Raw genomic sequence first — 12,442 nt, forward strand, 5'->3', positions numbered from 1 at the left:
TACGGTGAGGGGTATTCCGCTACTTCGCCGTCGCGCGGAGCGGCGCCGCCCGCTCGGTGGACAGCGGGGCCGCGATCGATTCGAGGGAACGCCCCTCCGCCGGTACGGCCAGGAAGGCCGCGACCAGCCCGGCGGCGCACATCAGGGACGCGCCGATCCGGAATGCCAGCACCGTGTCACCGACGACGCCGCTGCTCGTCAGGTCGGAGAAGATCAGCGGGCCGGTGATGCCGCCGGCCGCCGTGCCGAGCGCGTAGAAGAAGGCGATGGCCATGGCGCGGGTCTCCATGGGGAAGACCTCCGACACCGTGAGGTAGGCGCTGCTCGCGCCCGCCGAGGCGAAGAAGAGGACGACGGCCCAGCAGGCGGTGAGCGTGTCGGCGCTCAGCCGCCCGGCGCCGAAGAGCCAGGCCGTGCCGAAGAGGAGCAGGCCGGACAGCAGATAGGTCGAGGAAATCATGACGCGTCGGCCGACGGTGTCGAAGAGGCGGCCGAGCAGGAGCGGACCGCAGAAGTTGCCCGCGGCGATGACCGCGAAGAAATAGCCGGTCCGGGAAGTGGAGACGCCGAAGAACGTGGTGAGAATGGCGCCGAAGCCGAAAGTGATCGCGTTGTAGAGAAACGCCTGGCCGATGAAGAGGGCGAGGCCGAGCACGGCACGTCGGCGGTACTGGCCGAACACCGTACGGGCGATTTCCCGGAAGGTGATCGCGGACCGCTGGTGAATGGTGATCTCACCTTCGGCGGGCGGCAGCTCGCGCCCCTTCTCCGCCGCGACGCGTTCCTCGATCGAGGTCACGAGTTCCTCGGCCTCGTCCCCTCGGCCGTGGATGAACAGCCAGCGCGGACTTTCCGGCACATGCCGCCGTACGAGCAGGATGACCAGGCCCAGGACCACCCCCAGCGCGAATGTCAGCCGCCACCCCACGTCCATCGGGAAGACGGCCGTGTCGAGCATCAGGATCGACAGCAGGGAACCGCCGACCGCGCCGATCCAGAAGCTGCCGTTGATGATGAGGTCGACCCGGCCGCGGTAGGCCGCGGGGATCAGCTCGTCGATGGCGGAATTGATGGCCGCGTACTCGCCTCCGATGCCGAATCCGGTCAGGAAGCGGAAGGCGAAGAACCACCAGGAGGAGAACGACAGGGCGGTCATCGCCGTCGCGGCCAGATAGACGGCGAGGGTGACGATGAACAGCTTCTTGCGGCCGAACCGGTCGGTGAGGCGGCCGAAGAAGAGCGCACCGGAGCACGCCCCCGCCACATAGAGGGCCGCGGCCAGGCCCGTGACCTCGCCCGACGTGACCGGCAGGCCGCTGCCCCGCTCGGAGAGGCGGCCGGCGATGTTGCCGACGACCGTGACCTCCAGGCCGTCCAGGATCCAGACCGTGCCGAGGCCGATCACCACCATCCAGTGCCAGCGGGACCAGGGGAGGCGGTCCAGACGGGCCGGTACGGAGGTGGTGATCGCGGCTGTCACAGCATCCGGGTGCCCTTGTTCGCGGCGGCTATGCGTGACGGCGGGTGGTTTGGCCACTGTCCCCGGGCTCCGGCGGCACCGGACCGGGGTCCGGTGCCGCCGTACGGGCTCGATCTCGGGCACCCGGGGCATGCGGCGGCCCTGGTCCCGTCCTCAAACGCCGGACGGGCCGGGAATCGCACACCCCAGCCCGTCCGTTCCCGCGCTCGCCGTCACCAGGGCTACGGCTCCAGGCCGCGCTCGCGCAGCCAGGGCAGCGGGTCGACCGGGGCCCCGCCGTCCGGGCGGATCTCCAGGTGGAGGTGCGGGCCGGTGACATTGCCGGTGGCGCCCACGCGGCCGATCACGTCGCCGCTGTTCACCTTGCCCGAGGTGACCACCATCGACGACAGGTGGCAGAACCAGACCTCCGTACCGTCGTCCAGCTTCAGCACGATGCGGTAGCCGTACGCGCCCGCCCACCCGGCGTGGGTGATCGTGCCGCTGCCGATCGCCTTGACGGGCGTGCCGGTCGGGGCGGCGAAGTCCTCGCCGGTGTGGTTCGCGGACCACATGTTGCCCGCCTGGCCGAAGCCGGCGGTCAGGGTGTACGAGCCGACGGGGAGGGTGTACGCGCCCGGGCTGTGCGCCGCGGGCGTGCGGGGCCCGGGGTCGGTGGGGTCGGCGGCGGCGTCCTCCGCGGCCGCCGGGCGGGCCTCGGCACGCGCCGCCTCGGCCTGCTCGGCCTCGGCCGCCTTCGCCGCCCTGTCCGCCTCGGCCGCTTCCGCCGCCTTCTTGGCCGCCGCCTCGGCCGCCTCGCGCTGTGCCGCCTCGCGCGTCCGGTCGTCGGCGGAGTTCTGCTGGTGCTCGGCCTGCTGGAGGATGCGGGCACGCAGGGCCTCGCCCGCGTTCGTGGTGCCCTGGGCCGCTTCCTCGGTGCTCAGGCCGGCCTGGGTGAGCGGCTGCTCGGCAGCGGGCGCGGCGGGCGCGGCCTGTTCCTCGTGCGTCTGACCGCCGCCGAGGAGGGAGCCGGCCAGGTCGGGTACCGATATCGGCGCCGCCGGGCGGTCCTGCGCACTCGCCATGCCGCCCGCGCCGACCGCCGCGATGACACCGACGCCGAGGACGGCGCCGCTGCGGGCCATCGTGCCGCCGCGCTGCTTGGCGACGCGGTGCCGGCCGCCGCTCCCGCCACGGGCCGGTACGGGGGCGGGGTGCGCGGCCTCGCCGACGACCGGCTCCGGCGCCGCCGGCTCAGGCACTGCCCAGTGCGGGACAGTCGGCTGGGGCGCTGCCGATCGCTGTGCGACCGGCTGAGGGGGCATCGGCTGAGAATCAGTGGTGAAGCCCCGCGCGGGAGTCGCGATCGCCGGGGTGCCGCTTCCCATGGCCGCCGTCTGCGGCGAGGGCGTCGCCATATGGGCGGTCATATACGCGGGCACGATCGGAAGTTCGGGTACGTAAGGCTCGTTCGACCCGTGCAGAGTGGGGTCGAGGGCAGGCTCGTTGAACGCCACGGGGGCGCACTCCTTTCCTTCCTTCTCGCCTACCGGGTTAGCTGTCGGGTTCGGAGCAGGAAGGTCTCCTACGAGCCGGGTGCGGCCCGATTCACCCCAGGGCGGGTGGTTCCCCGGTTCCCAGATGCTGCTGGTGTATCAGGTCTTGCTGTGCCCGCGGGATTCGGCGAAGGCGCACGGCGCCGCCTCTTGCGGCGGTGATGAGGACCGCACGTCGTTATCGAACGTTAATAGACAGACCGCGTGGTTTCCAAGCCGAAAGGCTGAATCGACCGGCTCCTTGGTCAGGACTTGGCGAGGAGACCGACTTCTTAATGTGGTCCTTATTCCGACGGAATGCGGAACGATCAAGATCCACTACTGCGCGTGCGGGCGGATTTCGGTGCCGCGTGCTCTCGGTACGCCGGTCGACGGCCGTACGCGCAGTCGGCCGTGCCGCAGCGGGCGTACCGGAAACGCCGGCGGCCCGGCGGGGGCGTTCGTCGCCGGGCCGGGCCGGGTCGCGAGCAGGGCCTTGTCGCCTGTGGTGCGGCTGTCCGCGCCCGAATGCCGGGTGTGTCGTTGACGAGGGTGTCCAGCGGCGCGTCAGGGCTTTGGAACTGCCGGCGTGTCAGACGCGCCCGCGGGTCGCAGAACACGCCAGGGGGCGCGTGCCCAGCCCCAGCGTGCGGGGCGGTCGGCCTGCGGCGCTTGTTCCCCTGCCCGCCCCTTCCCGGCTGCGTCTGATGTGCGGCTCCGCCGCGTGGGGGGGGGCGCTGCCCCAGACCGCGCAACACGCTTCGCGCGTCCTCAATCTCCCCCAGCTAACGCTGGGAGGTGCCCCCAACGGGCTGAATGCGAACCCTGAAGCGGACACGTCCCGCACTCGCCCTCCGGCGGGAGGGGGTGGGGCTGGAGGGTGGGGTTCTGGAACGCGGTGCGACATCACGGCACTCAATCCGCAAGACCCGCACCGCACCGCGTTCCAGGTCCCCAGCCCGGAAGACCCACCCCCGGCACCCACCACAAACCAGCCCGGCCGGCGCTTGAGGCCACCCCACCGAAAGCACAACGGACCCGCAGAAGACAACGGCGAACCCCACAACCAAGCCCGGCAAGGCGCCCCGCCGCAAGCGGCAACGCACCCGCACAAGGCAACGCCGAGCCCCCCGCAACCGGTCAGAGCAACCGGTCAGAGCAACCGGTCAGACCTTCGGCGCCCGCCGAGAGCCCCCGCCCCCACCGCCACGGCGAACCGCGTTGCCCGGACGCGTACCACCCGAACGGCGGGACGCCCCGCCGCCCTGGCCCTGCCCCGTGCCGCTGCCGAAGCCGCGGTAGCCGCCGCCACCGTTGCCGGCGTTCGGCTCCGTACGCGTACGGCTGCGGCCGGACCCGGAGCCCGAGCCGCGCGAGCGGGACGGCTTCTTCGTGCCCTGCTGCGGCTGCTGCGCGGCGGCCGGCGGCGCTATGACCACCGCGACACCGCTGGGCTCACGCGCACCGGTGATCCGCTCCAGCTCGGGGTCACGGGGGTGCGTCTTGATGACGTTGGGGGTGATCTTCGCCGTGACCATCATGCGGGTCATCTCGCGCCGCTGCTCGGGCAGGACGAGGGTGACGACCGTGCCGGACTCGCCCGCGCGGGCCGTGCGGCCGCCGCGGTGCAGATAGTCCTTGTGGTCCATCGGCGGGTCGATGTTCACGACGAGGTCGAGGCCGTCGATGTGGATGCCGCGGGCGGCGACGTTGGTGGCGATCAGCGCGGTGACCTGGTCCGTACGGAACAGCTCCAGCGTGCGGTTGCGCTGCGGCTGGCTCTTGCCGCCGTGCAGCGCCCCGGCGCGCACGCCCTCGGAGAGCAGCTTCTTCACCAGGCGGTCGGCGCCGCGCTTGGTGTCCACGAACATGATCACGCGGCCTTCGCGGGCGGCGATCCGGGTGACCGCTTCCTTCTTGTCCGCGTCGGTCACGAAGAGCAGGTGGTGCTCCATCGTGGAGACCGCGCCGACCGAGGCGTCGACGGAGTGCGTCACGGGGTCGGTGAGGAAGCGGCGCACGAGGCGGTCGACGTTGCGGTCCAGGGTCGCGGAGAACAGCATGCGCTGGCCGTCCGGGTCGACCTGGTCGAGCAGCTTGGTGACCTGGGGCAGGAAGCCCATGTCGGCCATCTGGTCGGCCTCGTCCAGGACCGTGATCCGCACGTCGCCGAGCTTGCAGTCGCCGCGCTGGATCAGGTCGGCGAGCCGGCCGGGGGTGGCGACCAGGACCTCGGCGCCGCGCGCGAGCGTCTGCGCCTGCCGGCCGATGGACATGCCGCCGACGACAGTGGCGATCCGCAGGTTGACCGCGGTGGCGTACGGGCTGAGCGAGTCGGTGACCTGCTGCGCCAGCTCGCGGGTGGGGACGAGCACGAGGGCGAGCGGGCGGCCGGGCTCGGCGCGGCGGCCCGTCGTGCGGGCGAGCAGCGCCAGGCCGAAGGCCAGCGTCTTGCCGGAGCCCGTACGGCCGCGGCCGAGGACGTCACGGCCGCTCAGCGAGTTGGGGAGGGTCGCGGCCTGGATCGGGAACGGCTCGGTGACGCCTTCGCGGGTCAGCGTGGCGAGCAGGCCGTTCGGCATGTCCAGGTCGGCGAAGGAGGCCACCGGCGGCAGGGCCGGGGTGGTGGAGACCGGCGTCTCGAACTCCCCCTGGAGGGGAGCGGCGGTACGGCGGCGGGGCGCCTGGCCGCCGCGGGCGGACTGGCCGCCGCCACCGCGCTGGCGGGGCGGACGGGCGGAGCCGCCGTCGGCGGAGGAAGAACGGGCGTAGCGAGTCATGCGGGGACCTTCCCTCAATGGGGTGGCACGCCCGGAAGAAGAGACTTCGCTTCGCGGGACCGGCCGGTACGGACGGACGGCGGAAAAGCCTGGGCGCGCTGGTGCGGGGGCAGCAATGGGGCCCGCACCCAGTGGTGCGGGCCCCATTACGTGGTGCTTCATGCGGTGCCCGGCGAGGACGTCGGACTCACGGCGCGAGGGCCGAAGGTCCCGTCACCCGGACCGGGTGGGCATGTGAATCGTCAGGCAGCGACGATGTTCTCGGCCTGCAGGCCCTTCTGGCCCTGCGTGACGTCGAAGGAAACCTTCTGACCCTCGAGCAGCTCACGGAAGCCGGAGGAGGCGATGTTCGAGTAGTGGGCGAAGACGTCCGGGCCGCCGCCGTCCTGCTCGATGAAGCCGAAGCCCTTTTCCGAGTTGAACCACTTCACGGTGCCAGTAGCCATGTCTATCTCCTTGTGAATGGGATGGGCCCCACACCGGAATAGACCGGCAAAAACAAAAATGCGCCTTCGGCTACATAACCGTCAGGCGCACACGAGTTCATGGGTACCACAACTGCAACTTCCGTCGACCATAGCACACGGGGGCGGCCCCCGTAACCCCCGTCTTTCCCGCCCCGCCGTCCGCCGGCCCCTGAGACCCGCCCGTGACCCGCCCCGGCTACAGCTCGACGCCCTGGGCGCGGGCGTGCCGGTCCGCCGCCACCTCGGCCTCCGCCTCGTCGAGATAGACCTCGCAGACGAGCCTGCCGTCCGCCGTCATGTTGTGCTCCAGCTCCCACAGGCTGAGCTCGCCGCCGCCCTCCAGCAGGAAGGCGTGCTCGTAGAACCGGCACCAGGTGGCGTCCCGGCCGGTGCCCCGTCGGCGCGGCTTGGTGATCAGCGCGATGTGGTGGCCGAGCGCCTCCTGGAGGAGCTCGCGCACGACCTCGCCGGGCCCGTCCTCGTTCTCCGCGCGGCGCAGCAGCCGCCGGGCGTGGTCGGGCGAGGCGTCGGAGACGTACTCCCGGCGGGGCTGGGTGGGGCCCATGGCCAGCAGCAGCTCCTCCGCCAGCCAGGCCGGCAGCTCCTCGGCCTCGCTGCCGGGGCCGATGCCGCCGCCGATCCGCTCGTGGACCCGGCGCTCGGCCTCGTCGAGGGCGTCCTCGTGGGCGTACAGCTCGTAGAGGAACCGCTCGTCGGGCCCGGTGTCGTGCTCCAGCTCGTACAGCAGCAGGCTGCTGCCGTCGGTGAGCAGGAAGATGTGCCGGTAGGTGTTGCACCGCAGCGGCCGCGTGTCGTCGTTGCGCTGGCGGTACGAGCGGAGCTCGGCCTGGTGCATCAGCGCGGTGCGCAGCCGCGCGAGCACGGCCTCGTCGATCTCGAAGCCGTTCTGCGCCCGGTCCAGCAGCCGCTCCACGTGCTCGGCGGGGGTGAGCTCGGCGCCCGCGCCCCCGCCGCGCCCCTCGCGCCCCCTGGCCTCCGCGTGCTCCGTGCCCTTGCCGCCGCTCCCGCTCCCGCTCTCACCCGCTCGCGAGTTCTCCATGCCGCTCGACCTCCCGACCTCGGCCACACCCCACCCCGCGCACTTACCGTAGCGGCGCGAACACGGCATCGGGGCCGGGTTCGGGCGAACTGGTCGGGTCACCCGACCGGACCCCGCACCGGGCGCACCGCGCCCTACGCGCCTGGCGTCCCCGGCCTGGACACCCCCTGCGCGCTCGCCGTGGTCACCGGGGCCGGTTCCGGCATCGGGGCCGCTTGTGCCCGGCTGTTCGCACAGGACGGCCACCCCCTGCCGCTCCTGGGCAGACGGCTCGAACTGGCGGCGCCCGGCCCGCCGCGGGCGCTGTGCCGGGCGGTGGACGTCACCGACCGCGCCGCCCTCACCCCGGCGATCCGGGAGGCGGAGGACGCCTACGGGCCCACGGACGCGCTCGTCAACAACGCCGGGGTGATGCTCACCGGCGATCCGGTGACGCAGGACCCCGCCGAGTGGGACCGGATGATCGACATCAACCTCCGCGGAGTGCTCGACGGGGTGCACGCCGTGCTGCCCGGAATGGCCGAGCGACGCCGCGGCACCATCGTCGACATCAGTTCGCTCGCGGGCCGCAAGTTCCTTCGGCGCCGACGCCGTCTACCGCGCGGCCAGGTCCGCCATCCACATGGCGTCCGAGACGATCCGCGAGCTGGCCGCCCCGCACGGCGTACGCGCCACGGTGATCGCCCCGGGCTACGCGGCCACGGAACTCAGCTCGCACATCACGGATCCCGGAGTGCAGGCGTCGCACCAGGCCGCGGAGGCCGCTCCGGAAGGCGGACTCCCCGCGGACGATGTCACCGAGGCCATTCGTTATGCGTGCCACCGACCGCGGAATGTCCGCGTCCGCGAGATCGTCCTGGCGGACACCGCCCAGACAGTCTGAACGCATGTCAGCCGGGCCGCCCCGAGAACGCCGAAACCCCCTGCCGACCGGGTCGGCAGGGGGTTTCGATACCAGTGGAACCGGTAGGCCGTGTGGGACTCGAACCCACAACCAATGGATTAAAAGTCCACTGCTCTGCCAATTGAGCTAACGGCCCGCACCCGCAGCATAGCCCGGCCGACCGCGTTATCCCGAGTCGTTATGGCCGACTCATCGGCCGGGGCCGCGAACGCGGCGGGGCCCGCACCGCACCGAAGTGCCGTACGGGCCCCAATTCACCTGCGGCGATCAGCCGTTGCGCTTCCAGCGCGGCTTGTCGTCGCGGCGGCCGAAGGAGGAACCGGCGCCGCCACCGCGGTGGTCGTCACGACGGCCGGCGGGACGGTCGCCACCGGAGCGGTAACCGCCGGTGGAGGGACGGTCGTCGCGGCGGTCGCGGTTGAACGGACGGTCGCCGCCACCGGAGCGGTAGCCGCCGGAGGCCGGGCGGTCGTCGCGGCGGAAGCCACCGGAGGACGGGCGGTCATCGCGACGGAAACCACCGGACGGACGGTCGTCACGACGCTCGTCACGACGGAAGCCACCGGAGGGACGGTCATCGCGGCGGAAACCGCCACCGGAGCGGTCGTCACGACGGTCGTCGCGGCGGAAGCCACCGCCGGAGGCCGGACGCTCGTCACGACGGAAACCACCGGAGGACGGGCGGTCATCGCGACGGAAACCGCCGGAGGGACGCTCGTCACGGCGGAAACCACCGGACGGACGGTCGTCACGACGGAAGCCACCGGAGGGACGGTCGTCCCGGCGGAAACCGCCACCGGAGCGGTCGTCACGACGGTCATCGCGGCGGAAGCCACCCGACGGGCGGTCGTCCCGGCGGAAGCCACCGGAGCGGTCGTCGCGGCGGTCGTCGCGGCGGAAGCCACCGGAACGCTCGTCACGGCGGTCGTCGCGGCGGTCGAAGTTGCCACGGTCGTCACGGCGCTCGTGCGCCGGAGCGGTCTGGGCGGGGACGGCGGCGGCAGCCTCCTCCTCGGCCTTGACCTCGGCGGCGGCGGCCTCGGCAGCGGCGGCCACGGCCGCCTCCGGGTCCTCGCCGCGCTCGCGGGCGGCGCGCGCCAGGAGACGGTCGGCCTCCTCGCGGAACTCGGTCGCGCGGCGCTGGACGCGCTCCAGCTGGCGGGTGAGCTCCTGGACCTCGCGCTCGGCCTGCTTGGCGGAGTTGGCGGCCGAGTCGGCCTGGACCTCGGTCAGCGAACGAGCGCCCGTGATCTTGGCGACGTCCTCGTCGAAGGCGCCGGCACCACCGACGATGTGGCGCGAGGCGTCGACGCCCGCGTCCTCCATCAGGCGGAAGATCTGCTTGCGCTGGTGCGGCAGGGCCAGGGAGACGACCGTGCCGGACTGGCCGGCGCGGGCCGTACGGCCGGAGCGGTGCAGGTAGTCCTTGTGGTCACCGGCCGGGTCGACGTTCAGGACCAGGTCGATGCCGTCGACGTGGATGCCGCGGGCGGCGACGTCGGTGGCGACGAGGACGTTGACGTAACCGCCCTTGAAGTCCTCCAGCACCCGGGTGCGGGCGCCCTGCGTCATGCCGCCGTGCAGCGCGTCGGCGCGGACACCGGCGTCGAGCAGCTGCTCGGCGACGCGGTCGGCGCCCAGCTGGGTGCGGACGAAGATGATGGTGCGGCCCTTGCGGGCGGCGATGGCGGCCGTGACCGGCGCCTTGTCCTTCGGCTTCACGACGAGGACGTGGTGGGTCATGGTGGTGACGGCGCCCTGGGCGGCGTCGACCTCGTGCGTCACCGGGTTGACCAGGTAGCGCTTGACGAGGGTGTCGATCTCGTTCTCCAGCGTGGCGGAGAACAGCAGGCGCTGGCCGCCGGCCGGCACCTGGTCGAGGATCTCGGTGACCTCGGGCAGGAAGCCCATGTCGGCCATCTGGTCGGCCTCGTCGAGGACGGCGACCTGGACCTTGTCGAGCTGGGCGGCACCGCGGTTGAGGATGTCGCGCAGACGGCCCGGGGTGGCGACGAGGATGTCGACACCGCGCTCCAGGGCGTAGATCTGGTTGCCCATCGACGTACCGCCGCAGACGACCTTCATCTTGAGGCCGAGCACGTCGCCGTACGGCTGGAGGGCGTCCGCGACCTGCATCGCGAGCTCACGGGTCGGGGTGAGGATCAGGCCGCGGGGGCGCTTCTTCTCGGTGTGGCCGCCGGCCAGCGTGGACAGCAGCGGCAGACCGAACGAGAGGGTCTTGCCGGAGCCCGTGCGGCCACGGCCGAGGATGTCCTTGCCGGCCAGGGCGTCGGGGATGGTCGCGGCCTGGATCGGGAACGGGGTGGTGACACCGTTCTGCGCCAGCTTGCGGACGATCGCCTCGTCGAGGCCGAGGTCACCGAAGGTGATCGTCGGCTCGGCCGGCTCGGCGGCCTCCTCGAGAGCGGTCTCGGTGGCGTCGAGCTCCTCGGTGACGACGATCTCGTCGCCCTCGGGCATGACGGTCTGCTCAGTGGAAATAGACATGCGAAATGCGAAACCTTCCGGAGTTTCGGCACGCGCCCAAGCTCCGTGTCGGCTTCACAAATGACCGCCTCGATGCGGTCAGCCACGGCAAGGTAAGGAACGCGCCACACGGCGCGCTTCTGTCAGGCGCCGGGCAAATGGGATCAAACGATCTACCACCATACGCACCCATCCCCCCTGCGCGCAACCCGCCCCCCGAATGGCCCAGGTCACTCCGCCGCGCTCCGCCGCGGCGGACCGTCAGGCGCGGGCCCGGCGCGGCCTGCGGCGAGGCGCCCCCCGGGAGGGTCTCAAGGGCCGCACAGAACCGATTCCGCCGCTCCCGGCACCACCCGCGCCGGTCCGCCACCACGGCGACAGCGCACGAGCGCATGACCTAGGCCACAGGCCCGGCCTGCGGGCCCGGCTGGGGCGCTGGCGGGGGCGAGGAGACGGGCGGCGAGCTCGCCGGGGGCTGGGGCACGGAGCTGCTCGGCGGCTGCGGGGACGTCTGCGTGGGCGGGGGCGTCCTGCCCTGCGTGGGACCCGTGCCGGAACCCTGCCCGGCCGGCGGTTTGGGCTTGCCGCCCGGCTTGCCCGGCTTGGCGGGCGCCGCCGACTCCTCCGCCTGATCGCCGGAGGGCGAGGCGGACGACGCACCGCCGGACGCGCCCTTCGCCGAGGGGCTGCCGCTCGCGCCCCGCGCGGCCTTCGCGTCCGTACGGCCGGGCCGGCTGCCCGGCATCCGCACCCCGCCGTCCGGCTCCGGCCGCGCGTCGCGCTGCTTGCCCGAACCCGACGACGGAGCGGGCCGCTCCGGGTCGCTCACGCTCATGCACCCCCCGAGGGCCAGGGCTGCGACGGCCACGGCCGCGATCCGGGTGGCGGCTGTCTGAGCGGGAGAGGGAGGCATGGAGGGGACCGCCTTAGGAGTGCGTGGGACAGGCGCCCTGCCCAACTGGCCCCGCCCCGCGCAGGACACGCGCGGCGCGCCGCCGCCCCCTCACTCCCGCCCCGGCCGCACCGCCGGGCACACCACCGGTCCCCCAGGGCTCACCCGTAACCCAGCACGTGCAGCCGCGCGTCGTCGATGCCGAAGTGGTGGGCCACCTCGTGAACCACCGTCACTTCCGTCTCGTGCACGGCCTCTTCCCGCGTGGCGCACATCCGGAGCGTCGGGCCGCGGTAGACGGTGATGCGGTCGGGCAGGACGCCCGCGTACCACTCGCCGCGCTCGGTCAGCGGCGTCCCCTCGTAGAGGCCGAGCAGCTCCGGGTCCTCCGCCGGGGGCTCGTCCTCCACGAACACCGCGACGTTGTCCATCAGCCGTGTCAGCTCCTGCGGGATCCGGTCCAGGGCCTCGGCGACCAGTTCCTCGAACTCCTCGCGCGTCATCTCCAGCACGCTCGCCATTGTCCGCCACGCGCGCACTTCGCGCCGTGGTCCCGGGGGCCGCGGGCCGCCGCGCGAGACGGTCGGCAAACCGTTTTGGCGTTATCTCCTTCCATCCCATATGCTTCTCACGTCCCCGAGGCGCTGCGAAGCGCCCAGGTGGGCCATCAGCCCTCATCGTCTAGTGGCCCAGGACGCCGCCCTTTCAAGGCGGTAGCACGGGTTCGAATCCCGTTGGGGGCACGCTTGATCATGTGCGAGACTAGTGCTCGCACATAGCAAGGTCCTGTGGAGCAGTTTGGAGTGCTCGCCACCCTGTCAAGGTGGAGGCCGCGGGTTCAAATCCCGTCAGGACCGC

Annotated in this window: 9 protein-coding genes, 3 tRNA genes, 1 pseudogene and 1 riboswitch; of the genes and pseudogenes, 4 read left to right on the forward strand and 9 right to left on the reverse strand. The window is 72.4% G+C overall.

What is annotated here, in order from left to right; all coding sequences use genetic code 11:
* Positions 1 to 19: 19 nt before the first annotated feature.
* The 5 genes from ACH427_RS12835 to ACH427_RS12855 all read right to left on the reverse strand — a co-directional run bounded on the left by ACH427_RS12835 (position 20) and on the right by ACH427_RS12855 (position 7,301).
* The gene (locus ACH427_RS12835; protein ID WP_398869726.1) at positions 20 to 1,411 is read right to left on the reverse strand and encodes an MFS transporter; all 1,392 of its coding nucleotides are present in this window, start codon (positions 1,409 to 1,411) and stop codon (positions 20 to 22) included.
* 290 nt (positions 1,412 to 1,701) lie between these two features.
* A complete protein-coding gene (locus ACH427_RS12840) occupies positions 1,702 to 2,976 on the reverse strand; it encodes a peptidoglycan DD-metalloendopeptidase family protein (RefSeq protein WP_398869486.1) in 1,275 nt (424 codons plus the stop codon).
* Between the two features lie 11 nt (positions 2,977 to 2,987).
* Positions 2,988 to 3,155, reverse strand: a riboswitch (cyclic di-AMP (ydaO/yuaA leader).
* 1,005 nt (positions 3,156 to 4,160) lie between these two features.
* Entirely contained in the window at positions 4,161 to 5,774 is a 1,614-nt protein-coding gene (locus tag ACH427_RS12845; RefSeq protein ID WP_398869487.1) for a DEAD/DEAH box helicase, read from the reverse strand.
* Between the two features lie 242 nt (positions 5,775 to 6,016).
* Complete coding sequence (locus ACH427_RS12850) at positions 6,017 to 6,220, reverse strand: cold-shock protein (protein WP_116212685.1); 204 nt, start codon at positions 6,218 to 6,220, stop codon at positions 6,017 to 6,019.
* Between the two features lie 217 nt (positions 6,221 to 6,437).
* Complete coding sequence (locus ACH427_RS12855) at positions 6,438 to 7,301, reverse strand: DUF6227 family protein (RefSeq protein ID WP_398869488.1); 864 nt, start codon at positions 7,299 to 7,301, stop codon at positions 6,438 to 6,440.
* A gap of 180 nt (positions 7,302 to 7,481) precedes the next feature.
* Between ACH427_RS12855 and ACH427_RS12860 the strand changes: the two are divergent.
* Both ACH427_RS12860 and ACH427_RS12865 read left to right on the forward strand, forming a co-directional pair.
* Positions 7,482 to 7,865 (forward strand): annotated as a pseudogene (locus ACH427_RS12860) (SDR family oxidoreductase); the annotation flags it as partial.
* 58 nt (positions 7,866 to 7,923) lie between these two features.
* Positions 7,924 to 8,184 (forward strand): hypothetical protein, encoded by a 261-nt coding sequence (locus tag ACH427_RS12865; protein ID WP_398869489.1) that lies wholly within the window; start codon positions 7,924 to 7,926, stop codon positions 8,182 to 8,184.
* 84 nt (positions 8,185 to 8,268) lie between these two features.
* On the opposite strand, the gene ACH427_RS12870 is transcribed toward ACH427_RS12865, so the two are convergent.
* From ACH427_RS12870 to ACH427_RS12885, 4 genes are all read right to left on the reverse strand, one after another.
* Positions 8,269 to 8,341: transfer RNA gene (locus ACH427_RS12870), tRNA-Lys, on the reverse strand.
* Positions 8,342 to 8,472: 131 nt separating this feature from the next.
* On the reverse strand, positions 8,473 to 10,713 hold the full coding sequence (locus ACH427_RS12875) for a DEAD/DEAH box helicase (RefSeq protein ID WP_398869490.1): 2,241 nt from the start codon (positions 10,711 to 10,713) through the stop codon (positions 8,473 to 8,475).
* A gap of 376 nt (positions 10,714 to 11,089) precedes the next feature.
* Positions 11,090 to 11,605 carry a hypothetical protein gene (locus ACH427_RS12880; protein WP_398869491.1) on the reverse strand — a complete coding sequence of 172 codons (516 nt, stop codon included), beginning with the start codon at positions 11,603 to 11,605 and terminating at the stop codon, positions 11,090 to 11,092.
* 140 nt (positions 11,606 to 11,745) lie between these two features.
* Positions 11,746 to 12,096, reverse strand: a complete 351-nt coding sequence (locus ACH427_RS12885) for a metallopeptidase family protein (RefSeq protein WP_398869492.1) — start codon at positions 12,094 to 12,096, stop codon at positions 11,746 to 11,748.
* 158 nt (positions 12,097 to 12,254) lie between these two features.
* On the opposite strand from ACH427_RS12885, the gene ACH427_RS12890 reads away from it, so the two are divergent.
* Together ACH427_RS12890 and ACH427_RS12895 are read left to right on the forward strand one after the other, a co-directional pair.
* Positions 12,255 to 12,327, forward strand: a tRNA-Glu gene (locus tag ACH427_RS12890).
* Between the two features lie 39 nt (positions 12,328 to 12,366).
* Positions 12,367 to 12,441 (forward strand) — tRNA-Asp (locus ACH427_RS12895).
* The last annotated feature ends 1 nt before the right edge of the window (position 12,442 follow it).

The organism is Streptomyces sp. NPDC020379 (assembly GCF_044387105.1).
Classification (GTDB): Bacteria; Actinomycetota; Actinomycetes; order Streptomycetales; family Streptomycetaceae; genus Streptomyces.